The organism is Nocardiopsis sp. TSRI0078, from assembly GCF_001905145.1.
GTDB lineage: Bacteria > Actinomycetota > Actinomycetes > Streptosporangiales > Streptosporangiaceae > Nocardiopsis.
In genome coordinates this window covers 542,091-565,745 of record NZ_LWLB01000023.1, presented here as the reverse complement: position 1 = coordinate 565,745, position 23,655 = coordinate 542,091, and the positions used below count along the sequence as shown (strand labels likewise).

The 23,655-nt window shown below is 73.3% G+C and carries 20 protein-coding genes; 9 read left to right on the top strand and 11 right to left on the bottom strand.

The window, feature by feature from the left end; translation table 11 throughout:
• Positions 1-49: 49 nt before the first annotated feature.
• Complete coding sequence (locus A6A08_RS16740) at positions 50-892, top strand: DUF3159 domain-containing protein (RefSeq protein ID WP_073703514.1); 843 nt, start codon at positions 50-52, stop codon at positions 890-892.
• Here the strand turns inward: A6A08_RS16740 and A6A08_RS16735 are convergent.
• A complete protein-coding gene (locus A6A08_RS16735) occupies positions 889-1,575 on the bottom strand; it encodes a TrkA family potassium uptake protein (protein WP_073703513.1) in 687 nt (228 codons plus the stop codon). The two genes, A6A08_RS16740 and A6A08_RS16735, sit on opposite strands and share 4 nt — an antisense overlap.
• On the bottom strand, positions 1,568-2,245 hold the full coding sequence (locus tag A6A08_RS16730; protein WP_073703512.1) for a TrkA family potassium uptake protein: 678 nt from the start codon (positions 2,243-2,245) through the stop codon (positions 1,568-1,570). Before A6A08_RS16730 ends, A6A08_RS16735 begins: the two co-directional genes overlap by 8 nt.
• Positions 2,246-2,464: 219 nt before the next feature.
• Between A6A08_RS16730 and A6A08_RS16725 the strand changes: the two genes are divergently transcribed.
• Positions 2,465-3,742 carry a class I SAM-dependent RNA methyltransferase gene (locus tag A6A08_RS16725; protein WP_073703511.1) on the top strand — a complete coding sequence of 426 codons (1,278 nt, stop codon included), beginning with the start codon at positions 2,465-2,467 and terminating at the stop codon, positions 3,740-3,742.
• A 383-nt stretch (positions 3,743-4,125) separates the two neighbouring features.
• Here the strand turns inward: A6A08_RS16725 and A6A08_RS16720 are convergent, their stop codons facing one another.
• From A6A08_RS16720 to A6A08_RS16690, 7 genes are all read right to left on the bottom strand, one after another.
• A complete protein-coding gene (locus A6A08_RS16720) occupies positions 4,126-4,929 on the bottom strand; it encodes a MerR family transcriptional regulator (RefSeq protein WP_143181780.1) in 804 nt (267 codons plus the stop codon).
• Complete coding sequence (locus tag A6A08_RS16715) at positions 4,922-5,458, bottom strand: VOC family protein (RefSeq protein WP_073703509.1); 537 nt, start codon at positions 5,456-5,458, stop codon at positions 4,922-4,924. Before A6A08_RS16715 ends, A6A08_RS16720 begins: the two co-directional genes overlap by 8 nt.
• 193 nt (positions 5,459-5,651) lie before the next feature.
• Entirely contained in the window at positions 5,652-6,593 is a 942-nt protein-coding gene (locus A6A08_RS16710) for an EamA family transporter (protein WP_199866955.1), read from the bottom strand.
• Positions 6,594-6,830: 237 nt separating this feature from the next.
• The gene (locus A6A08_RS16705; protein ID WP_242422673.1) at positions 6,831-8,468 is read right to left on the bottom strand and encodes a hypothetical protein; all 1,638 of its coding nucleotides are present in this window, start codon (positions 8,466-8,468) and stop codon (positions 6,831-6,833) included.
• The gene (locus tag A6A08_RS16700; RefSeq protein ID WP_073703508.1) at positions 8,465-9,358 is read right to left on the bottom strand and encodes an ABC transporter ATP-binding protein; all 894 of its coding nucleotides are present in this window, start codon (positions 9,356-9,358) and stop codon (positions 8,465-8,467) included. Before A6A08_RS16700 ends, A6A08_RS16705 begins: the two co-directional genes overlap by 4 nt.
• Complete coding sequence (locus A6A08_RS16695; protein WP_073703507.1) at positions 9,355-10,155, bottom strand: hypothetical protein; 801 nt, start codon at positions 10,153-10,155, stop codon at positions 9,355-9,357. The genes A6A08_RS16700 and A6A08_RS16695 overlap by 4 nt, the downstream gene beginning before the upstream one ends.
• Positions 10,152-10,736 carry an RNA polymerase sigma factor gene (locus A6A08_RS16690; RefSeq protein WP_073703506.1) on the bottom strand — a complete coding sequence of 195 codons (585 nt, stop codon included), beginning with the start codon at positions 10,734-10,736 and terminating at the stop codon, positions 10,152-10,154. The genes A6A08_RS16695 and A6A08_RS16690 overlap by 4 nt, the downstream gene beginning before the upstream one ends.
• Positions 10,737-10,852: 116 nt before the next feature.
• On the opposite strand from A6A08_RS16690, the gene A6A08_RS16685 reads away from it, so the two are divergent.
• The 3 genes from A6A08_RS16685 (at position 10,853) to A6A08_RS16675 (ending at position 15,530) form a co-directional block, all read left to right on the top strand.
• The gene (locus tag A6A08_RS16685) at positions 10,853-11,788 is read left to right on the top strand and encodes an LLM class F420-dependent oxidoreductase (protein WP_073703505.1); all 936 of its coding nucleotides are present in this window, start codon (positions 10,853-10,855) and stop codon (positions 11,786-11,788) included.
• Between the two features lie 385 nt (positions 11,789-12,173).
• Positions 12,174-14,903, top strand: a complete 2,730-nt coding sequence (gene acnA / locus A6A08_RS16680; protein WP_073703504.1) for an aconitate hydratase AcnA — start codon at positions 12,174-12,176, stop codon at positions 14,901-14,903.
• Positions 14,904-15,098: 195 nt separating this feature from the next.
• Positions 15,099-15,530: an SRPBCC family protein gene (locus tag A6A08_RS16675; protein WP_073703503.1), complete on the top strand. Its 432-nt coding sequence runs from the start codon at positions 15,099-15,101 to the stop codon at positions 15,528-15,530.
• Positions 15,531-15,670: 140 nt separating this feature from the next.
• Here A6A08_RS16675 and A6A08_RS16670 read toward each other — a convergent pair whose 3' ends face one another.
• The gene (locus A6A08_RS16670; RefSeq protein ID WP_073703502.1) at positions 15,671-15,922 is read right to left on the bottom strand and encodes a hypothetical protein; all 252 of its coding nucleotides are present in this window, start codon (positions 15,920-15,922) and stop codon (positions 15,671-15,673) included.
• Between the two features lie 358 nt (positions 15,923-16,280).
• Between A6A08_RS16670 and A6A08_RS16665 the strand changes: the two genes are divergently transcribed.
• The 4 genes from A6A08_RS16665 (at position 16,281) to A6A08_RS16650 (ending at position 22,995) form a co-directional block, all read left to right on the top strand.
• Positions 16,281-18,293, top strand: coding sequence for a hypothetical protein (locus A6A08_RS16665; RefSeq protein ID WP_073703501.1), 2,013 nt, complete (start codon positions 16,281-16,283; stop codon positions 18,291-18,293).
• Complete coding sequence (locus tag A6A08_RS16660; RefSeq protein ID WP_073703500.1) at positions 18,283-19,659, top strand: hypothetical protein; 1,377 nt, start codon at positions 18,283-18,285, stop codon at positions 19,657-19,659. Before A6A08_RS16665 ends, A6A08_RS16660 begins: the two co-directional genes overlap by 11 nt.
• A 185-nt stretch (positions 19,660-19,844) precedes the next feature.
• Complete coding sequence (locus tag A6A08_RS16655; RefSeq protein WP_242422672.1) at positions 19,845-22,217, top strand: serine/threonine-protein kinase; 2,373 nt, start codon at positions 19,845-19,847, stop codon at positions 22,215-22,217.
• Positions 22,218-22,299: 82 nt separating this feature from the next.
• Complete coding sequence (locus tag A6A08_RS16650) at positions 22,300-22,995, top strand: potassium channel family protein (protein ID WP_242422670.1); 696 nt, start codon at positions 22,300-22,302, stop codon at positions 22,993-22,995.
• Between the two features lie 13 nt (positions 22,996-23,008).
• Here the strand turns inward: A6A08_RS16650 and A6A08_RS16645 are convergent, their stop codons facing one another.
• Positions 23,009-23,635 (bottom strand): uridine kinase, encoded by a 627-nt coding sequence (locus A6A08_RS16645; RefSeq protein WP_073703497.1) that lies wholly within the window; start codon positions 23,633-23,635, stop codon positions 23,009-23,011.
• Positions 23,636-23,655: the final 20 nt, after the last annotated feature.

The following is a 23,655-nucleotide window of genomic DNA, read 5'->3' as shown; positions in this document are numbered from 1 at the left end:
CGCGCGGCGACGACCGGGACCGACCACGACCGAATCGAACCGGAGCAGGATGACTGAGCAGCAGCGTGCCGCCGAGGAGGCCGCCTCGAAGGCCGGGGCGGACCACCGGGCCGAGGTACCCGCGGAGGCGGACGACCGGAGCGACGCTCCCACTCCGGACCAGGAACCGGCGCACAGGGGCGCCGAGGACACCCCGGTGGTCACCGAGGACACGGTCGAGGCGCTCGTGCGCTCCCAGCTGTCCAAGGCGCTGGGCGGCAAGCGCGGCATGGTCGAGGCGGCCATGCCCACCCTGACCTTCACCGTCTCCTACGTCCTCACCTCGGAGCTGAGGACGTCGATCGGCCTCGGCGTGGCCGCGGCCCTGGTCCTGGGCGCGGTCCGGCTCCTGCAGCGCTCCTCGGTGCAGTACGTGGTCACCAGCCTGTTCGGCATCGGCATCGCCGCCGTCTTCGCCATGCGCAGCGGCAACGCCGCCGACGCCTTCCTCCCGGGCATCATCTACAACGCCGTCTACGCCGTGGTGCTGAGCCTGTCGGTCCTGGTGCGCTGGCCCGCGATCGGACTGATGATCGGCCCGTTCATCGGCAACAAGGAGGACTTCACCTCCTGGCGCTCCAACCCGGCCGTGCTCTCCCTGGCCTCGCGTCTGACCTGGCTCCTGGTGCTGCCCTGCGTGATCCGCGTGCTCGTGCAGTACCCGCTGTGGATGGCCGACACCCACGGCTGGGCCGACACCTTCGGTCTGCTGGGCCTCTCCAAGATCGCCATGGGCTGGCCGCTCCAGGTCGCCGCGTTCGCCGCCATGGTGTGGGTGCTGGCCCGGGGCCGCACTCCGCTGGACGAGCGCGAGGAGGGGGCCGCCGCCCGGGGGGAGGACGGTCCCGGCTAGACGTCCTCGTCCGGGGGCGCCAGCAGGGCCTCCAGCGCGCCCAGCGCCTCCGGCTCGGCCAGGAACACCACCGTGTCGCCCACGGACAGGCTTCTTCCGGGCTCGGGAGGACGCACCCCTCCGGGGCCGACCACCGCCACCAGGGCCACGCCCTCGGGCAGTGCCTCGGTCAGCGCGCTCTCCGGTCCGTCCGCGAACGAGCTCTCGGCGTGCAGCACCGACTCGGCGATCTCCGCACCCGGCAGCGGCGGCAGGGCCCCCTCCTGGTCCAGGCCCTCCTCCGGGGCGCCCTCGACCAGGTCGGCGATCAGCCGCGGCGGGGAGACCGCCAGGTCCACGCCCCAGGACTCGTTGAACAGCCACTCGTTGTCGGGGTCGTTGATGCGGGCGATCACCCTGCCCACCCCGAACTCGTTCTTGGCCAGCAGGGACACCACCAGGTTGACCTTGTCGTCGCTGCTGGCCGCGATCACCACGTCGAAGTCGTCCAGCCGGGCGTCCTCCAGGGTGGTCAGCTCACAGGCGTCGGCCAGCAGCCACTCCACCTGGGGCAGGTCGTCCACACCGATGGCCCGGGTGTCCCGGTCGATCAGCAGTACGTCGTGGCCGCTGCCCGCCAGCTCCGTGGCGATGGAGCGGCCCACGCTCCCGGCTCCCGCGATGGCGATCCGCATCTCACCCACGCCCCGTCTCGTCGTCGTGCAGCCGCCCGGACAGCCCGTCCAGGTCCCGGCCGTGGGCGACCACGTGCAGGACGTCGCCCTCCTCCATCGGATCGTCGGAACGGGCGAGGACGATCCGTCCCCCGCGGGTCAGGTAGACCACCCGCACCGGCACCCGCTCCTCCAGGTCGGCGACGCGGCGCCCCTCCCACCCCGGCGGCAGGGTCAGCTCGTTCATCGCCAGGCTCCCGGACGCGTCCTGCCACTCCGGGCCCACGGTGAGCCGCCCGTCGCCCGGCACCATCCGGCGCAGGATCGCGTCGGCCGTCCACCGCACCGTCGCCACCGTGGGGATGCCCAGGCGCTGGTAGACCTCCGCGCGGCGGGGATCGTAGATCCGCGCGACCACGTGCTCGACCCCGAACGCCTCGCGCGCCACCCGCGCGGAGATGATGTTGGAGTTGTCACCGTTGCTGACCGCCGCGAACGCCCCGGCCCGGTCGATCCCCGCGGAGAGCAGGACCTCCCGGTCGTGTCCCACGCCCCGGACGGCGTGCTTGGACACGGAGCCGCGCAGGCGCCGGAACGCCTCGGGGTCCTGGTCGATCACCGCCACCGTGTGCCCCAGGTCCACCAGGGTGTGGGCCAGGGTGGAACCCACCCGGCCGCACCCCATGATCACGATGTGCACCTCGCTCGCACTCCCGTCGAGATAGCCGTCCGTCGCCTGTGCCGCGCCTGGTCCCACCTTGGCACAGACGCGCCCTCCACGCGCGCCGGCACCGGAAGCCGGCGGCCCGGCCACGGAACAACGCGGACGGTGTGTCCTGAGCGGTAGATTGGGAATGGTTGGTGGCTGTGCGCGCAGGGTCACCCAGAAGCGACCCGACCACCTTGAGGACACCACACCATGACCGGCCAGGAATTCGAACTCACCGTTGACGACGTCGCACACGGAGGCTGGTGCGTGGGACGCCACGGCGACCAGGTGGTCTTCGTGCGCCACGCCCTGCCCGGCGAGCGGGTCCGCGTCCGCGTCACCGAGCGGACCTCCCGCTTCCTCCGCGGCGACGCCGTGGAGGTCCTCACCGCCTCCCCCGACCGGGTCGAGGCCCCCTGCGCCTTCGCCGGGCCGGGCAAGTGCGGCGGCTGCGACTGGCAGCACGCCTCACCGGAGGCCCAGCGCGCCCTCAAGGCCAAGGTCGTCGCCGACCAGCTGCGCCGTATCGCCGGGATCGACCGCGAGGTCGTGGTGGAGGAACTGCCCGGGACCCCCGACGGCCTGGGCTGGCGCACCCGCGTGCGCTTCTCCGTGGACTCCGAGGGCCACGCCGGGCTGCGCCGCCACCGCTCCCACGACATCGAGCCCGTCGACCGCTGCCTGATCGCCCACCCCGGCGTGACCGAGCTCGGCGTGACCGACGTGACCTGGGAGGGCGTCAGGGACGTGGAGGCGGTCGCCTCGGCCGGACGCGCCGACCGCGCCGTCGTCGTCACCCCCACCGGCGCCAAGTTGGGAGCCCTTCCCGAACTGGGCACCTCCAGCGCGGTGCTGCGCCGGTTCAAGGGGGGCCGCGTCCAGCAGGTGCGCGGGCGCCGGGGCGTGCGCGAGAACGCGAACGGCCGCGAGTACCGCGTCAGCGCGGGCGGCTTCTGGCAGGTGCACCCGGCCGCCGCGGAGGTCCTCACGGCCGCCGTGATGGGGGCCCTGGAGGTCAAGCCCGGTGAGACCGCCCTGGACCTGTACTGCGGTGCGGGCCTGTTCACCGGCGCTCTGGCCGAGGCGGTGGGCCCCGAGGGGCGCGCCATGGGCGTGGAGAGCGGCACCCAGGCCGTGAGCGACGCCCGGTACAACCTCAGGGACATGGAGCAGGTGCGCGTCGAGCAGGGCGACGTGGCCGCCCAGCTGCGCGAGTGGGCGGACGTGCGCGCCGACGTGGTCGTCCTGGACCCGCCCCGGGCCGGTGCGGGCGCCGAGGTGGTGCGCTCCCTGACCGGGACGCGCCCGCGCAGGGTCGCCTACGTCTCCTGTGACCCCGCCACGCTCGCCCGCGACCTGGCCTCCTTCGAGCGGGCCGAGTACCGGCTGGTGGAGCTTCGCGCCTTCGACGCCTTCCCGATGACCCACCACGTGGAGTGCCTGGCGGTGCTGGAGCCGGTCCACCCGGCCCGCCGCCACCGCGACTAGCAATGTCTCCTCGGGGCTCCGCCCCCGCCGCCCGCCGCCACCGCTTGGTGGGCTGACCGGACACGTTGCCGGTGCGGCCGGAGTGCTCCACCCCCGGATGATCTTGCACTTGTGGCGAGGTTGGGCGCCGAAGCGCGCTACAAGCACAAGAGCGTGGCCCATGGGGCGAGCCGGTGTACCTCCGCGGTCACCGCGACCAGACCCGGGCAGGAGGTCGGCCGCGGTCGGCTGGGATGCGCGCCTGTGTCCGGACCGCATGGGACCGCTCGATGGCCGGCGGCCTTCCGCGGGGGCCGGGCGGGCGTGTGCGCGGGTCAGGCCGACCTCCGGGTTCGTGAGGGCGGCGGACACCCCCACGGGTGCGGGCTTGCCGGCTCCGCGCCCTACCGCCAGGTCGCGGTGTCGGGGTCGATGCCGTGGGCACGCGCGCTGGCGTCGACGAGGCGGCGGAACCACGTGGCGAGGCCGGAGCGGATGCCGTCGTAGTGGGCGGCGAACGCCGGATCGGCCTCGTACATGCGGCCGAGACAGACCTGCATCCGCCTGGTGAGGGGAAAGTACGAGGCGAAGACCTCGCGGTGCCGCTCGACGAGTCGGTTCGCTTCCGGGCTACCAGGTGTGACGCCGGCGTCCATCGCCTCCCCGAGGGCGCGGTCGAGGCCGGCGACGGCGTCGGCGACGGCCTGCCATTCCTCCGGACCGCGGGAGGCCGAGCGCTCGGCGTACTGCAGCCATTGCGTCGTGTCTCCGTAGCGCTGACGGGCTTGGGCGGGCCAGTCCGGGTTCCACTGGGGGCCGAAGACCGCGACCTGCTGCTCGATGGTCAGCAGCAGGCCGTGCTCGTGGGCGTCGATCATCCGGTCCAGTCCGGCGCTGAGCTGCCGGAGGCGGTCGATCCGTTCAGCGACCCGGGCGCGCTGCGCGCGCAATGCGCCGGGCACGTCCGCGGTCGAGTCGTCCAGGACGGCCCGGATCCCGTCCAGGCCGAGACCGAGCTCGCGGTAGACCACGACGCGGTGCAGGCGTTCCAGGTCACCAGCGGTGTAGAGCCGGTATCCGGCAGCCGTGCGCAGCGACGGTCGCGCCAGACCGATCCCGTCCCAGTGGTGCAGTGCGCGGACCGTCACGCCCAGACGCGCCGAGACCTGGCCGACGGTCAGGCCATCGGCGTCAGTGGCATCAGGCATGCTCCTCATTATCGCCGCGACCGACGTCCGGTGGGGTGATCCCGATGGCTTCGAGGTCGCGCGCCTCCTGGCTGGCCGGGTCGAAGGGCTTCGCCGCGGTGAGGACGATCCGTGCGTTCTCGGGGGTGACCACCTCCACGTCAAGGGTGTTCCAGGGAGTGTCCCGTGGACCGTCGACCGAGTGCGGGCGCAACGCACGACAGGCCTCGACGAGGGAGTCGACCTGGCTGAGCACGCACGCGAAACTGAGGCTCATCGCTGGTGTCCGCTCCGGAACGCTCGCCGCCGACACGAGGAGTACGTCCTGGAACGCCCACCGGCGCAGATGCACGAGCCTGCCGGGGATGCAGAACAGCTCGAAGAACCCGAGCCCACGAGTCCAGAAGTCCACCGACGCCGCCAGATCACTCGTGGGGATCGTCGCGAACGCGGGCATTCCATAGATGCCGCGGAACGGCTCCGGCGGAACCGCGTCCGGGCCGGGAGCGGGCACGGGACTCGTCTCGAACGCGTTGTAGTAGTCGCTCATGCACCCCACCCTCCAGCCTCACGCGGCGTGAGGGTCAAGCCGGATCCGTGGATCCCGCCCCATCCCGGCGGTGCGGCCACCGTTGTGGCCGGGTACCACCGGCCGGCTGTCCCGGGGCTTCCGGGAACGGGGCGGGAACGCGCTCGACCGGCCCAGGGCCGTGTACGGGCCGCGGCCCCGCCCCGCGCCTTCGCTACCTCCGGGTCGGGCGCCGGGCCGGGGCCCGCAGGACCATCAGCCCCAGGGCGAGTACGGCCAGCCCGGCCCACGACACGGCGGGCAGTCGCTCACCGACCACCACCACGCCCAGCAGAGCGGCCACGGCCGGTTCGGCCAGGGTCAGGGTGGTGGCCACCGACGCGGGGGTGTGCCGCAGTCCGTTCCCGAACAGCCGGTAGGCCAGGAACACGGTGAACACCGCCAGGTGCAGGGCCACCAGAGCGCCCTCGGCCGTGGCCAGCCAGGCCGCCCCGGCGGCCGGTACCACCGGGAGCACGGCGAGCCCGCCGCCCGCGAACATCGTGCCCATCACGGCTCCCGACGGGTGTCCCCGCTGGATGAGCCGCTCGGCGATGAGCGCGTAGGCGGAGTAGGACAGCCCGGCGAGCAGGGCCAGGAGCACCCCGGTGGGCCGCACGGCGGACGCGCCCCCGGTGAGCTCCGAGCCCAGCACGAGTACGGCGCAGCCCAGTACCGCGGCCAGGGTGGCCGCGACCCAGCGCCCCGTGGGCCGGGCCCGCCCGGTCAGCCAGGACAGCAGCCCGGCGAAGACCGGCGCGCTGCCCAGCGTGATCACGGTGGCGACGGCGACACCCGCCTGTGCCACGGCCGGGTAGAAGGACAGCGGGTACCCGGCGACGGCCAGGGCGCCCAGGGCGAGCGTCCACCGGGTGGTTCCCCCGCCCCGGGTGAGAAGGGCCAGGGAGCCCCGTCCGGTGAGGAACAGCAGCAGGCCGCCCAGGGCCAGGCCCGCGGAGCCGATGGCGGCCGCGGGCGCGCTCGCGGGAGCCAGGGAGGCGGCGGTGCCGGTGGTGCCCCACAGCACGGCCGCGGCCAGGATCGGCAGCGGGCCCCGGGCCAGGGCAGCGGTGGTGGAGGCGGGGGAGTCGGAGGTGGGAAGGGAGCGTTCTGACACGGTCGTGGTCCTTGTCGTCGCGTGTGCCGGGAGAGGGCGAAACGGGCGCACGACGACACGCGGCCCGGCGGACACCGCCGACGGGCCGTTGCCCGGGCTCCTCAGGAGATGGGGAGGGTGCGCCCGGTCAGGCGCACAGCGGGGGGAGCACGACGTGCCAGTACGGGTTCTTCATACCTTCCATCCTACGATCGGATGTGTGGGGCGGGCCCGCGGGGCTCCGTTCCGAACGCGGCCTCAGACGCACATGGGGAGTGTGCGCCATCCCGTGCCGTCGACGATCTCCCGGTGGGGCTGACCGGGGTAGAGCCGGGCCCAGTCGGCGGAGTCCGCGGGCGACCCGGAGGCCTCCCGGACACGCAGCCCCAGCAGTTCCGCGAGCTCCCGGGTGCGCCCCGTGGGCGCGGACAGCCTCTCCCAGTGCTCCTCCAGGACCCGGCCCACCCGCTCCTCGGGGAGCCCGGTCAGCGCCCGGGCCACCTCCAGGTCCAGGGCGGAGGGGAGGTAGGGCTCCAGGCCCATGGCGAGGACGTCCAGCTTCTCGGTACGGGACGCCTCCTCCCCGACGGTCGTCAGCCAGGCGGCGATCACGACGCGCGACTGGCCGGTGGCGCGGCACAGGCGGGGCTCGTAGGGGGAGGGCACGTCCAGGACCGACCGGACCACGCCGCCCACCAGCTCGGCCCGCCAGTACGTCCATCCCGGGCTCATGTAGCCGTAGACCATCACGGACCGGCCCTCGGGAACGTCCAGGTCCCGCCGGTAGGAGGAGCCGTCCTGCCACACCACCGGCAGGCGGCCGTGCGCCGCCGCGGGCAGCAGGTCCACGGCCGGAGCCAGGGTCTCGTGCCAGTGGTCCACCCACGGGTCGAAGCCCGGCAGCGGACAGTAGGTGATGCCCTCCACGACCCGGCAGGAGGGCCCGTGCGCGCCGTACACCTGGCTGTCGGCTATGGGTGTGTGTGGGGTGTGGGCCTGGCGTCCGTGGGCGACGGTGAGCGCGGCACCGGCCAGCAGCACGGCGGCCGTGCCCAGACAGGCCGCACGGAGGGTGCGGCCTCCCCGGGCGGCCAGGGCCAGGAACACCAGGACGGCCAAGGCCAGCACCGAGTAGACCAGGTAGTGGGCGGCCACGTCCGTGACGGAGGGCGCGCGCACCTTGAACGGGTGCATGGTGGCGCGGACCGCCCATTCCACCCGGAACGCGGCGTTCTGCAGGTCGCTCCCCAGCAGCGAGACGCCGTACAGCGTGTAGACGGGGGTGGCCAGACCCACCACGACCAGCGGCAGGTACGAGCGGGTCCACGCCACCAGGGCGATCGACAGCAGGGGCCCCGCCGCCGCCAGCAGGAGGGGTGCCGGGTACGCGGGCGGGCTCAGCACGCCCGGCAGGGGAGGGGAGGCCCACCAGTAGTGCAGACCGGCCAGCACCACCACCATCACCATGCTGACCAGTGAGGACGCCGCCATCAGGGACAGGAGGCGGCTCGTGCGGCCCAGGGGGGACACCAGCGCCGTGGAGTAGCGGGCCTCGCGCATGGCGGGGAAGGTGACCACGACGAACATCATCACGCCCACGACCGTCGCGATGGAGCCGGTCCTGTGGTACCAGCTCTCCAGCGTGGGCACACCCGTGGCCCTGCTCATGTCCAGGAGCAGGTAGGCGCCCGCCGCCATGCCCAGGGCCAGGAGCGGGTTCCGGCACAGGCGCACCGTGTCGAAGCACACCAGCCGGGCGAACGCGGTCGCGCGTCCGGCGGTGCGCGGCCGCTCCGGTCCTCCCGCGGCGGTCCGCGGGGGCGCCGTGTCCGCGGACGGCCCCGCCGCGGTCGGTGCCGCGTCCGCGGTATCCGCCCGCCCGTCGACACGGCTCACCGGAGCCCCTGTTCCACGCCCGTGAGCAGCAGGTAGGCGTCCTCCAGGGTGGGGTCGACCGGTTCCAGGCCGGGGGCGGATCCGGCGTGCGCACCGCCGGCCGGGGTGAGCACGCGGTAGCGCCCGTCGGCCAGCCGCCATGCGGTGTACCCCTCGCCGGGGTGCCCGCGGTGCTCCCACACGTGCCCGCGCGCACGGTCCACCAGCTCTCCCGGGGTGCCGTCGAAGACCACCCGGCCCGCGTCCAGGCACACCACGCGCTGGCACAGTGCCGCCACGTCCTCGATCTGGTGGGTGGACAGCACCACGGTGCTGCGCACGGCCAGTTCCGAGACCAGTCCGCGGAACCGGATGCGCTGTTCGGGGTCCAGGCCGATGGTCGGCTCGTCCAGCAGCAGTACCTCGGGATCGCCGAGCATGGCCGCGGCCAGCCCCAGGCGCTGGCGCATGCCGCCGGACAGGCGGCGGACGCGGCTGTGGCGGCGGTCGAGGAGACCGACCCTCTCCAGGCCGCGACGCACCTCGTCGTGGCGGGCCCGGCGCCCGCCCAGCTCCTTGAGCACCGCCATGTAGTCCAGCAGGCCGAACGCGGTGAAGTACGGGTAGAACTCGGGGTTCTGCGGCAGGTAGCCCAGGCGGCGCCGGATCTCGGTCCGCTCGCCCGGGCGCTCGGGGTCGCGTCCCAGCACGCGGACCTCGCCGTCGGTGGCCTCCAGATCGGTGTTCAGACAGCGCAGGAGGGTGGTCTTACCCGCGCCGTTGCGCCCCAGCAGCCCGGTCACCCCGGGCCCCAGGTCCAGGTCGACGCCGTCCAGGGCGGTCCGGGTGCCGTAGCGGCGCACCAGTCCGCGCAGGCGGACGGGAGCGGCCACCGTGGTCGTGGAGCTCATGACGCCCTCACACGCCACAGGAGGGCGACGAGCAGGGTGGCGAGCGCGCCCGCCCACCACACCTGGGCCTGGGGAACGAGCAGCTGTAGAGGCGTGGCGTCCCCCGAGGCGACCAGGGCGCCCAGGGCGAGCAGCCACAGCAGCCCCACGACGGCGCTGGCAGCGCCCAGGTGCATCCAGCGGCTGAGCACCAGCGAACCGGCCACGAGGGTGAGCGAGGGCAGCAGCCAGAACGCCGACGCCCAGGGCACGTGCGAGGGGGGCAGCAGCAGGGCCGCCGCCATGCACAGGGTCAGCGCGGGCACCAGGACCGCGCAGGTGCGCAGGAACAGCAGCCGCTGCCCGGCCAGCGGGGTGACCGAGGTCAGGGCGTGGGCGGGGTCCACGCCGCGCCCGTAGGCCAGGGCCACGCCCACCAGCGGCACGACCGGGGCGGTGAAGGTGAACATCATCGAGCCGAGCGGTAGGCGGTGGGCGGCCAGCAGGGCGGCCGCCAGCACCACGACCGTGGCCAGCAGCCAGGCCCTGTATAGGCCCGGGGTGGCGGCGAGCAGTTTCGCGGTGCCCTCGCCCACCCCCAGTGAGGACAGCAGCGCCTCGACCGGTCCGCGCCGGGGGCGGTCCACCACGTCGCGCAGGTCCGCCCAGCTGCGGGCCAGCCAGTCCTCGTCGGCGGGGAGCAGGTCGCGGCAGGGCGCGCAGCGGGTGATGTGGGCCTCCACGGACATGGCGGTGACGTCGTCGGACCGGTGGTGGGCGTACTCGTGTGCTTGGGCAGGGGTCAGGTGCCAGCTCATGTCAGTGCCTCCCGTAGCCGCGCCTTGGCGCGCATGACCCGTGTCTTGACGGTTCCTTCGGGGATCTGGAGAATCTGCGCGGCCTCCCGGACGGTGAGCCCGTCGAGCACGGTGGCCTGGATGGCCGAGCGCAGCTCGGGCGAGAGGGAGTGCAGGGCGGCGCCCAGCGGGCCGTACTCGATGTTGAGCAGCACGGTGTCCTCGGCGGAGGCGTCGCCTATGGTCTCGTAGTCGGTGTCGCCGTCGGCGATCCAGCGGTTGGCGCGTTTGCGCAGCTGGGAGATGAGCTGACGGATCGCGATGGTCCACAGCCAGGCCCCGGCGTCGGTGTCGCCGCCGCGGGGGGTGAAGGAGCCCGCGTTCCTCCACACGGCCAGGAAGGTCTCCTGGAGGGCGGCGTCGAGCTGGTCGGGGTCGGCGCAGCGGTAGCGCAGCCGTGCCCGCAGCCAGGGCGCGTGCCTGCGGTGCAGGATCTCCAGGGCACGGGTCTCACCCGCGGCGACGGCGGCCAGCAGCACCGGGTCGGTGCTGTCGGAGTCGTAGGGGGAAGCGCGGCGGCGCGCGCGGCGGAGCAGCTTCACGTGGAGGGCTATCGCGGCGGGGACATGGTTCGGTTCCACGGGGGCGGCCGTGTCTTTATCCACGGTAACCGCGCGGCGGTTTCGGTCTGGTGGCCGCTGTGGGAGAAAATGGGGGTATGCGTCTGAGGATCTTCCTTGAGCCCCAACAGGGGGCCACCTACGAGGACCAGCTCGCCGTCGCCAGGGCCGCGGAGGACCTGGGGTTCGACGCCCTGTTCCGATCTGACCACTACCTGCACATGGGAGATCACGTCAGCGGCCTCCCCGGGCCCACCGACGCCTGGATCACCCTGGCCGGGCTGGCCCGAGACACCTCCCGTATCCGTCTGGGCACGCTGATGAGCGCGGCGACCTTCCGCTACCCCGGCCCCCTCGCCATCTCCGTCGCCCAGGTCGACCGCATGAGCGGCGGCCGGGTGGAGTTCGGCTTCGGCGCCGGCTGGTTCGAGGAGGAGCACGCGGTCTACGGGATCCCCTTCCCGGCCACCGCCCGCGAGCGCTTCGACCGCTACGAGGAGCAGCTGGACATCATCACGGGGCTGTGGTCCACCCCGGTGGGCGAGACCTTCCGCTACGAGGGCAAGCACTACAGGCTGGCGGAGGGGCCCGCGCTCCCCAAGCCGGAGCAGGGCCCGCGGCCGCCGGTGCTGATCGGCGGGACCGGGCCCAAGCGCACGCCGCGCCTGGCCGCCAAGTACGCAGACGAGTACAACGTGCCCTTCGCCTCGGTCGAGGACACCTCGGCCGCCTTCGGGCGGACCCGCGCCGCGGTCGGGGCCTCGGGGCGCGGCGCGCCGATGGTCTACTCCGCCGCGCAGGTGCTGTGCGCGGGCAAGGACGAGGCGGAGGTGGCCCGGCGGGCCGAGCGGATCGGCCGCGAGGTGCCGGAGCTGCGGGAGAACGGGCTGGCGGGTACCCCGAACGAGCTGGTGGACAAGATCGGCCGGTTCGCCGCCGCGGGTGCGGAACGCATGTACCTGCAGATGCTGGACATGTCCGACCTGGACCACCTGGAACTGGTCGCGTCGCAGGTCGCGCCGCAGTTGGACTGAGAGCGGGGCGACTTCTCGGGGGGCGGCCGCGCCCGGGTGGCACCCACCCGATAACTTGATATCGAGATACAAGTCAGATAGCTTGACATCAAGATAACAGCGGGGCTCCCCCCGACCCGCTCCCGGTTCGGGCGTGTGAGGTTGACCGCTTGACGGCGCCCGGACCCGAACATCATGGGCGCCCGCGACCAGCGGACCGCCCGGCCGGTGGCGAGTGGTGTCGCCGCAGGTCACGGCGGACCTGATGGAGGTCGGAAGGCAGGCGGAGACCACCCCCGCGGCTCTCCGCCCCCGGCACCCGGTCAGGGCGGCCTCAGTAGGTCCCGCACCCGCCCCATGGGGCAGGATGCTGGGAGCAAAGTGGCGAGATCAGGAGGCAGACACCGTGTCCGCGAACAGCTTCGGCGCCCGTGACACGTTGCGCGTTGGCGACGAGTCGTACGAGATCTTCCGTCTGGAGGCCGTTGAGGGCTCCAAGCGGCTTCCCTACAGCCTGAAGGTGCTGCTGGAGAACCTTCTGCGCACCGAGGACGGTGCGAATGTCACCGCAGACCACATCCGGGCCCTGGGCGGCTGGGACCCCAAGGCCCAGCCCAACCAGGAGATCCAGTTCACCCCCGCGCGGGTGATCATGCAGGACTTCACCGGCGTGCCCTGCGTCGTCGACCTCGCCACCATGCGCGAGGCCGTGCGCGACATGGGCGGCGACCCGGACAAGATCAACCCGCTCGCCCCCGCCGAGTTGGTGATCGACCACTCCGTCGTGGTCGACCTCTTCGGCAGCCCCGACGCCTTCGAGCGCAACGTCGAGATCGAGTACGAGCGCAACTACGAGCGCTACAAGTTCCTGCGCTGGGGCCAGACCGCCTTCGACGAGTTCAAGGTCGTCCCGCCCGGCACCGGCATCGTGCACCAGGCCAACATCGAGCACCTGGCGCGCGTCACCATGGACCGGGGCGGCCAGGCCTACCCCGACACCTGTGTGGGCACCGACTCGCACACCACCATGCAGAACGGCCTGGGCATCCTGGGCTGGGGCGTGGGCGGCATCGAGGCCGAGGCCGCCATGCTCGGCCAGCCGATCTCCATGCTCATCCCGCGTGTGGTCGGCTTCAAGCTGAAGGGCCAGCTCAAGCCCGGCACCACCGCCACCGACCTGGTGCTCACCATCACCGAGATGCTGCGCGAGCACGGTGTGGTCGGCAAGTTCGTCGAGTTCTACGGCGAGGGCGTCGCGTCCGTGCCGCTGGCCAACCGCGCCACCATCGGCAACATGAGCCCGGAGTTCGGCTCCACCGCCGCGATCTTCCCGGTCGACGACGAGACCATCCGCTACATGAGGCTGACCGGCCGCTCCGAGCAGCAGGTCGCCCTGACCGAGGCCTACGCCAAGGCCAACGGCTTCTGGCACGACCCGGCCGTCGAGCCCGAGTTCTCCGAGTACATCGAGCTCGACCTGGCCGACGTGGTCCCGTCCATCGCCGGCCCCAAGCGCCCGCAGGACCGCATCGCGCTGTCGGACGCCAAGACCACCTGGCGCCACGACGTGCACAACTACGTCGACGACGAGGTCGACGAGGCCAGCGAGGACTCCTTCCCGGCCTCCGACGCTCCGGCGCACATGGCCGAGCCCGGCAGCAGGCGTCCGCACAAGGCCGTCAAGGTCACCATGGCCGACGGCACCGAGACCGAGATCGACCACGGCGCCGTGGTGATCGCCGCGATCACCTCCTGCACCAACACCTCCAACCCCTCGGTCATGCTGGGCGCCGCCCTGCTGGCCAAGAAGGCGGTGGAGAAGGGCCTGTCCCGCAAGCCGTGGGTCAAGACCTCCATGGCCCCCGGGTCCAAGGTCGTCACCGACTACTACGAGCGCTCCGGCCTGACCCCGTACCTGGACAAGCTGGGCTTCAACCTGGTCGGCTACGGCTGCACCACCTGCATCGGCAACTCCGGCCCGCTGCCGGAGGAGATCTCCAAGGCCGTCCAGGACAACGACCTCGCGGTCTCCGCGGTCCTGTCCGGCAACCGCAACTTCGAGGGCCGGATCAACCCGGACGTGAAGATGAACTACCTGGCCTCGCCGCCGCTGGTGGTCGCCTACGCGCTGGCCGGGTCGCTCGACGTGGACATCACCACCGAGCCCCTGGGCGTCGGCGAGGACGGCGAGCCCGTCTTCCTGGCCGACATCTGGCCGAGCGCGGAGGAGATCCAGGAGGTCATGGACTCCGCGATCGCCTCGGACATGTACGAGTCCGCGTACGCCGACGTGTTCGCCGGCGACGACCGCTGGCGCTCGCTGCCCACGCCCACCGGCAACACCTTCGAGTGGGAGGGCGAGTCCACCTACGTCCGCAAGCCCCCCTACTTCGAGGGCATGGGCGCCGACCCGGCGCCGGTCACCGACATCACCGGCGCCCGCGTCCTGGCCAAGCTGGGTGACTCGGTCACCACCGACCACATCTCCCCGGCCGGCGCCATCAAGCCGGGCACCCCGGCGGCCGACTACCTCAAGGCCCACGGTGTGGAGCGCCGCGACTTCAACTCCTACGGTTCCCGCCGGGGCAATCACGAGGTGATGATCCGCGGCACGTTCGCCAACATCCGTCTGCGCAACCAGATCGCGCCGGGCACCGAGGGCGGCTACACCCGCGACTTCACCCAGCCCGACGCGCCCGTGTCGTTCATCTACGACGCCGCGCAGAACTACGCCGAGCAGGACATCCCGCTGGTCGTCCTGGGCGGCAAGGAGTACGGTTCGGGCTCCTCGCGCGACTGGGCCGCCAAGGGCACCCGCCTGCTGGGTGTGCGCGCGGTCATCACCGAGTCCTACGAGCGCATCCACCGCTCCAACCTGATCGGCATGGGCGTCCTGCCCCTGCAGTTCCCCGAGGGCCAGTCCGCCGACTCCCTGGGCCTGACCGGTGAGGAGACCTTCTCCATCACCGGCGTGACCGAGCTGAACGAGGGCCGCGTCCCCGCCACGGTGAAGGTCAGCACCGACACCGGAGTGGAGTTCGACGCCGTGGTGCGTATCGACACCCCGGGCGAGGCCGACTACTACCGCAACGGCGGCATCCTGCAGTACGTGCTGCGCCAGCTGATCGCCAAGTAGGACGATCCCGCGCCAGGCGCGACGCGCTCGGGGCCGCCACCGTCGGACGACGGTGGCGGCCCCTTCGCCGTCCGGGCACCCAGGGTTGCCCAAAACGAGGTCACGGAAAGATCTCGGAACGGTGATTGCCTCGGAGGCCACCGGGTAGCGGCTCCGAGGAGGACGAACGCAAGCGACGGCGAAGGAATCGGACCAATGTCAGAGATCATCGAGTCGGTGGAAGTCGACGTTCCGGTCACCGCCGCCTACGCGCAGTGGACCAGGTTCGAGGAGTTCCCGGCGTTCATGGAAGGCGTCGACAAGGTCGTCCGCTCCGGCGACGGGCACATGGTGTGGACCATCGAGATCGGCGGCCAGAAGAGGGAGTTCGAGGCCGTGGTCACCGAGCAGGTCCCCGGTGAGCGGGTCGCCTGGAAGACCACGGACGGCACGACCCACGCGGGTGTGGTGACCTTCCACCGCCTCTCGGACACGAGCAGCAAGATCACCCTCCAGCTCAAGACCGTCCCGGAGGGCGTGGTCGAACAGCTCGGCGACAAGCTCGGGCTGGTCAGTGCACGGGCCAAGGGCGACATGAAGCGCTTCAAGGCCTTCGTCGAGTCGTCGGGGACCACGACCACCGCCTGACCACCCCACCAGAGACGGGACCGCCGGTCCCCGTACCGCCGGGCGGTACGGGGACCGGCGTCGTGCGCGGGCCGCCGGGCCCGCGGGCTCCCGGCACCGGCGTGCGGTACCGGGAGCCCGTCCCCTCCGGTCGTGGGGCGCTAGTCGGCACCGCTCTCGGTGCTGGAGGAGTAGGCGCCGTCCTTGCCGGCGTAGTCCCAGGACTCCTCGAACCAGGCCTCGCCATCCCCGGCGAAGGACTCGACCTCGTGGTTGAACGCCCCGCCGTGGCCGGCCACGCTGGTCTCCGACTCGTAGTAGGCGTCCGCCGAGGCGACGGCCGGAGCTCCGAACGCGAGTACGGGCGCGGCGATGACGGTGAGCGTGACTCGGTACAGGGTCTTCTTCTGCATGGCAGTTGGTTTCCCTTCGTGGCTTGGTGCGGGGAACCGCCGATATCGGGTGGTCCCGGACCGGTGCGGTCCGCGAGGCGCGAAGAGCGCCATGGAACCACCCGGCGTCGTCCCCGCTTCCCAGCCTGCGGCCGGAGGAGGGCAAGAGGGAACACCAGGAAGCTGTGCGAACCCCAAAATCGGGGGCACCGCGTGAAAGGCGGACGCGGAGCGCGGGATCGGCGCCGGGGGCGTCGCGCGGATCCCGCGTGATGATCCGGTATGTCGCGTTTATCCCACGGCCCCGATGTCCGCGCGAGAGGCCGGGTAACCGCTTTCATGTCGACGGACGTCCGTAAATCCCCGATATGCTCACCGCATGCTCGGTGTCACCGGTCTCCGTCTCCGGACCCCCGTACCGGTTCTTTCCTTCCTCTCCCCGCTGGCCCTCCTCCCCCTCCTGGCCGCGGCGCCGGCCTCGGCCGAGCCCGAGTCCGACCTCCGGGCCTACGAGGAGGGCGTGACCCCCGCGACCCACTACGCCGCCCTGCTGTCCGAACAGCCCGAGGGCGCCGCCGTGGTCGTGGACGAGGCCCTGTCCGGCAGGTACGACACGGACCGGCTCGAAGCGGACCTGCACAGTGCCTTCGGTGAGCTGGGCGTGCCCTACCACGTCGTCGCCAGCCCCTTCCCGGGCACCGGAGCGGAGTGGGGAGGGGAGATGCTGCCCTCGCTGCACGACAGGCTCGGCGAGGAGGGGATCTACGTCCACATCCGGCCGGAGAGCGCCTGGATCGAGGCCGAGGCCCACGGAGTGGACCTGCCCGTCGACGCCGCCACCAGTGCGGTCGCCAAGGAGCCCGGGGTCGACCACAAGACCCCCGTCGACGAGCTCGCCGAGCACTACGCCGCCGCGCTGGTGGACCCCGGCGTGGAGGAGCGGGCCGCCCGGGAGTGGGAGCACGAATCCGAGCCCACGGCGTGGGAGGAGCTCCTCGGCGAACTCGACCCCACCAGCTCCGTCGGCCCCGGGAACACCGGCTTCATGGCCGGAACGGGGGCGGGAGCCGTCCTCGCCCTGGGCTGCTACGCGGCCTGGCGTCTGGCCCGGCGCCCCCGTTCCGGCGGGCCCCGGGCCCGGGTGTACGCCGGAGCTCTGGCGCTCGTGCTGCCCCTGACCGCGGCCGTGGCGCTGCTTCCCCTCTCCCGCACGCTCAGTGCTCCCCCCGGGGGAGCGGAGGTTCCCGATCCGGTGGAGGAGGCGCGTTCCGAGCCGCCCTACGTCCCCTCCGCGGTGCGGGTGCGACGCCTGGCCCGGGAGCTGGCACAGGCCCCCGCGCCCCTGTACGTGGACCCCCTCGCGCCGGTGCCGCTGGAGGGACTGGCCGGGACCGCGGCCCGGATCGCCGACGCACCGGTCCCGGTCCGCGCGGTGGTCATGCCGATGGACGGCACCGACGAGTTCGGCGGGGATCCGGAGGTCCTGGCCCATGCCCTGGCCTCGGTGAGCGGAGAGGACGCGGTCTACGTCGTCGTGTCCGGGCGCTCCCACGAGGGCTCCGTCGAGGTGGGCGCGTTCCCGGTCGGCGTGGGGATCGGCGCCCACACCCTGTGGTCGGCCGTCAACGGGGTCGAGGAGCCCACCCCGGCACGGGCGATCGAGGCCGTACTCGACCTGGTCGCGGACACGGAGACATCGCCGGAGGCGGACGACGCGCCCTACTTCGCCGAGGAGCCGGTGTACGTCCCCGCCACACGGACGCAGAGGTACTTCTCCGAGGGCTTCCTCCCCGGACTGCTGTTCCTCGGGCCCCTGGCCGCCCTGCTCCTCGCCGGCGCCGTGCTCGGCCCCCTCGCCCTGGCGCGCGCGATCCAAAGGCAGCGGTGGCGCAGCCCCTCGTCGCGTTCCCTGCGCGCCCTGGCCGGGAGGGAGCGCGCGCGGCTGGGCTCCCTGCTCTCCTCCGGCCGGGCCGCACACGTCCCGCGCTCGCTGATGCCCCAGATCGAGGCGGCGCTGATGGTCATGGACGGTGACCCCGACGACCTGGACCTGGTGGGCGTGGTGGCCGTCTCCCGAAGGGTGCACGCGGTGCTGGAGGCCCCCGGTGCCCCCGCCGACGGGGCCCTGTGCGCTGTCAACCCCCTGCACGGCCCCGCGAGGGGCCTCCACGGCTCCGGGGTGACCGGGGGCACGGTCGCACCGCTGTGCCGGGGGTGCGCCGGCCTGCCCCGGAAGGAGCAGGAGGCGAACGTGCTGCGCGTCCGCGACCGCGGGGGTGCGTGGAGGAGCTACCTGTCGCTGGACGACCGCACGTGGGTCCGGCACCGCTTCGGGGCGCGAAGTCCCGGCCGCATGGTCAAGAGGCTCGTGGAGGAGACCGATGCCCTCTGAGTTGCCGACGCTCCGGTACGCGGCACGAGCGCTGACCGCCGGTGCCTGTGCCCTGCTGGTCCTGCTCCCCGCGGCCGGGGCGTCGGCCCAGGGGGCCGGGGACCGGCGGGACCCGGTCCAGACCGTCGCCGATGCCCTGGCCGCGTCGCGCGTGTACGTCGACCCCGCCTACGAGAGCGCCTTCCCGGCGGAGGAGCAGGAGCGCGTGGACGGGGCCATCGACTCCGCCGGCCTGGACCTGTACGTGGTCGTGGTGCCCCTGGCGGAGGGCGACGCGTGGGACGGCGACGCCGCCGCCCTGCTGTCGGTCCTGCACGACCGCAGGGGCGGGGGAGGGGGCCACTACCTGGCCTACGACGTCCACGGCGGGTTCCACGGCGCGGACTTCTCCTCCGGCGGGAGCGCCCCGGCGCACTACGGCTCCCTGGTCGCCTCCTACGGGACCGGCTTCGACGGCTCCATGCTCGAACAGGTCGACCTGGCCGTGGAGACCGCGCTGTCCGACGACCCCCGTGCGGCCTACGACGAGGCCCTCCGCGCCTACGAGGAGGCCAACCCCCACCTCGGGGGCACGGACGAGGCGGCCCCGGAGGCCACCGAAACGCAGGACGCGGTCGCGGCCCGGGGCACGGACGCGGAGGCGGGCACGGGACCGCCGGCCTGGCTCGGGGCCGTGGCCGCGGTCCTGCTCGCGCTCGTGTCGGCACTGCTCCTCCGGCGCCGGTTCACGGCGGGGCCGGCCGGGAGGGCGGCCCCGGTCGCCCAGCACGCCGCGTTCGACAACGCCGACCGGGCCCGGCTGGACTCCCTGGTGGAACAGGGGGAGCGCGACCTCATCGAGGTCGGCGAGCGCCTGAGCCGCCTGGACTCCGGGGGAAGCAGGGGACAGAAGGCGCACCAGAGCCTGCGGCGCGCCCTGGACGCACGCTCCGCGGCGGCCGCCGTCCACGACCGGATGGCGGCCGAGGGGGCCGCCCTGCCCGACGCCGTCGGCGTGCTCGTGCTGCTGGACATGGCCGAGGACGCGATCGAGGAGGCCTCCAGGGGCGCGCGTACCGCCGTCCGGCGCCGCCACTGCTACGCCAACCCGCTGCACGGCACGGAGACCAAGGTGACGTCCTGGCGCGAGTTCGGCGGTACGCGCACCATCCGCGTTCCGCTGTGCGCCGAGTGCGCCAGGGCCGTACGCGACCGGGTGCGCCCCGTCGTCCTGCCCGCCGAGTACGAGGGGGAGACGGTCCCGTACTACGAGGTGCCCGCCGAGGACAGCGTGTGGGCCGCCACCGGGTACGGCACCCTCACCGACGACCTCGTCCAGCGGATCCAGCGCGGCGACCACCGTCGCGGCCGACCGGCGGGGACGTAACGGAGCGGTATCGGATGCGCACCTCGCTGAACACCAGCCCCGGGGGCCACCATCTGCCCCTACGGAGTGGAACTTCGGTACCTGCCCATGTCACCGGGTTCGGGCCGACCGAAACGTGGCTATAGTTCCCACGGGCCCGTCATGGGCTACCGGGGATGTGATGACGACGGATACGGGGTGGACCGGTGGACGACCAGGACGGCCGGGGCGGTAGCGGCGGGACGGGTCGGGACCCGGGCCGCATGGCGGGGAACTACCGACTGGTGCGTTCGCTGGGAAGGGGCGGTTTCGGCGAGGTCTTCCTCGGCGAGGCCCCCGACGGCGGCCGTGCCGCGGTCAAGCTCCTGCACGCCAGCTGGGCGGGCGACCCCGAGATGCGCCGCCGCTTCGCCACCGAGGTGGAGCAGGCCCGCCGGGTGAGCGGCTTCTGCATCGCCGCGATCCTGGACGCCGATCCCGGGGCCGAGGAGCCGTGGATCGCCACGGAGTACATCGAGGGCCCCACCCTGCAGGCGGCGGTGGCCGAGGACGGCCCCCGGAGCGGGGTCGAACTGCACCGGCTGGCGATCTCCACCGCCACCGCCCTGGCGGCGATCCACGCCGCGGGGGTGGTGCACCGCGACCTCAAGCCGGACAACATCATGCTGGCCCCCGACGGCCCCCGTGTGATCGACTTCGGTATCGCCCGCGCCGTGGAGACGACCTCGGTGACCGCCAGCGGTGTGGTGGGGACCATCGGGTACATGGCGCCCGAGCAGTTGGAGGGCATGCGGCTGACCCCGGCGGTGGACATCTTCTCCTGGGGCTCGGTCATGGTCTACGCCGCCACGGGGCGGGAGGCCTTCCCCGGACCCACCCAGGCCTCCCGCATCGCCCGCATCCTGGGCGCGGAGCCCGACCTCGGCGCGCTCACCGAGCCGCTGGCCGGGATCGTCCGCTCCTGCCTGGACAAGGACCCCGAGCGCCGCCCCGACGCCACCACCCTGCTCAACCGGCTGGTCAGCGCGCCCGCCGGCGGCGGGCGGCCCCCGGCCGCGGGAGCGCCCTCCCCGGGGGCGGGGGCCAACGGGACCGCACGGGACGCGTACACCGGGGCGGACGCGGACCCCGCCCGGGCCGCCTCCGACGCGCCCGCGCGGGTGAGCCCCACCCGTGTGGCGACCCGTACCCCGGTGGACCCGACCAGGGTGGCCCCGCAGGTCCCGGTGGACCCGACCCGCGCCTACACGCGGATGGCGCCCGGAGGCGCCGATTCCGCCGAACCCTCCGCCGGTCTGGCTCCGCCCCACGCGGCTCCGTCCCACACCGCGCCGCCCGCACCGGGTCCGGACCCCGCCGCTCCCGGCACGCGGCCGCCCCACGGCGCCCCCGCGTCACCGCCGCCGTACTCCCCGCCCCCCGCGTCGGGGCCGGTGGGCTCGGGGCCCGCCGCGCCGCCGCGGCACCACGCCGGTGTGCCCCCGTACCACTTCCACGGCATCCGGTTCACCGACCCGCGCGATCTGGCCGCGGCGATGCAGCAGAACTGGAGCGCCGCCGTCCAGGTCTTCAGCGACCCGGCCGAGCGGTCCGCCCTCGGCGCCTGGCTCGTCAACGACCTCGGCGACACCACCCTGGACCGCTCCCTGTTCCGCGGGCACGCCAACAGCGACGCCAACCTGGCGGTGGCCTCCTTCGTCTCCCAGCTGCGCCCCGACCTGCCGCCCATCTTCCGCGGCAGGGGCGCCACCGTGGCCGAACTGCGCGAGATGTTCACCGACCCGCGCCCCCTGCTCACCGGCGCGCCCCTGGCCAACGAGATGCTCCTGATGGCCCGCCCGAGCCTGCTCCGGATCATGGGCGCCCACCACGGCGACGACTCCGGCGAGTTGATGCGGCTCGCCGAGTACCTCGACGAGGCCGAGCAGGCCGCCAACGCCTTCCACAGGCAGCTGACCAGTGACCTGGAGGGGTGGCGCGCCGCGCACGTCAACGTCAGCACCGCCCTCATCCTGACCTTCCTGCTGCACCCGGAGCGGATGGTGCCGCCCGGCGACGGCGGCGACACGGGCGTGGGGGAGTGGGTGGCCATCCTGTGGAACCGTGTCCGGACCGCGCCGCTGCCCGTCAACGCCGGGTACGCGGCGGTGGTCTACGGCGCGGTGCCGACCATGCGGGCGCTGGCCGAGCAGCGGCGGCACTGGGAGAAGCGCCACGGCGAGGTCAGGACCAGGCACGACTCCCTGCGCAGCCGGGTGCGGATCCAGGAGCGGCTGGTGCTCGCCCTGCGGCTCTGCCGGTTCGCCATCCTCGGCATCCCCGCCGGGATCGTGACCGAGCTGGCGATGGGCGCCGCCATGGAGGGGATCACCAACCTGCTGCTCACCGTGGGCGTGATCGGCTTCGTCGGAGCCGTCCTGGCGGAGATCACCGTGCGGATCGCCTTCGGCAGCCCGGTGCGGCGCAGCCAGCGCTACGGGGAGCTGAACGGGGTGGCTTCGCAGCTGCCGCCGCTGACGGCGGGGGTCGACCGCATCCACACCGACCTGCGCAGGGCCCGGGAGATCTGCGGGTCCTGACGCGTCGCGGAGCGGTCCGCCGGTGCCGCGGACACCGGCGCGGCTCCCCTTCGGGCGAGGGGGAGCGTGCCAGAGTGAGCCCGTGCGCAGACGCGGAGGCAGGCCGGGCCGCCCCGTGCACCTCGGAGTGTTCCTCGGGTTCGTGGTCCTCGTCCAGTTCGGGTGCCCCGTCACCCTCCACGGTCCGCTCTGGGCGGCGCTGTACCTGGTCACGTACGTGGGGGTGGTGCTCTCCGGCGTCCTGTTGGTACGCGGGGAGCGCGACCGGGTCGCTCCGGCGGCCGTCACGGGCGCGGTCCTGCTCGGCTGCGGGGCGTGGACCGGTGCGACCGGTGGCCACGGCCCGGCGCTGACGTCCATGTTCGTCGCGGCGGCGGCCTTCCAGATCGTGCTGATGTACTCGCTGCTGAGGTTCGTCTACCGCCGCAGCCGTACCCACGAACCGGATCTCGTCCTGGCGGCGGTGTGCGTCTACCTGTTGCTCGGCGGGTTCTTCACCACCGTGTTCGCGGTCCTGGAGAGCGCCTCCCCCGGAAGCTTCGCCGACTCCTCCCACCCCGGTGGCCGGGTCGCCTGGCAGCAGCTCTTCTACTACTCCTTCGTCACCCTGGTCACCCTGGGCTACGGGGACGTCCTGCCGGTCTCGACGTGGGCGCGCACGCTCTCCGCGGCCGAGGCGGTCACCGGAACGCTGTTCCTGACCACGGTCGTCGCGCGTCTGGTCGGCGCCTTCGCCGGTCTCCGCCGGGGAGGGACGTCTGCACCGGGAGCCGGATGAGCGCTCTCGGCCCTCAACCGACCGGTCCGCCGCCGTCGCCGCGCGAGGAGTTGTCGACCACCACGTCGGAGTGCTCCCGGGGGCGGTCCCGCCGGTGGAAGGCCTCCTCCTGCTCCGCCCACACGCGCCGGTAGGGCGCGTAGAGGCCCGCGTCCCACCGGCCGTCCAACCGCAGCGAGCGCTCGCCGTCGGGCGCGGCCACCCACACCAGCAGGTCGAGGAGGCCGCGCACGGCGGCGGCGCCCGAGCCGGACCCCTCCACCACGAGGACCCCGCCCGCCGCCACGTCGCCGGGCAGGGCGGTCCACTCCCGCGCGAACGCGCCCCGCTCCCAGTCGTAGCGCCGCCATGCCGCCCGCTCCCCGCGCGCGAGCGGTTCCAGGACCCATTCCCGCAGCAGTTCCGGCGCCTCAGCCAGGCCCTCCCAGCCGGGGTAGAGGTCCTCCATGGTCAGCACGCGGGTCGGCTCCCCCCGCGCGGCCAGCGCCGCGCCGAGCTCCTCGGCCACCGTGCTCTTGCCCGCGCCCGAGCGCCCCTCGACCGCCACGACACGGGCGCGGCCCGCGCCGGGGGAGGGGACCGTCCGGGCGAGGCGGTGCGGCCATCCGGGCTCGGCGGTGCTGATGCGTGGTCTGGTCACGTTCGGACCCTAACGCCGAC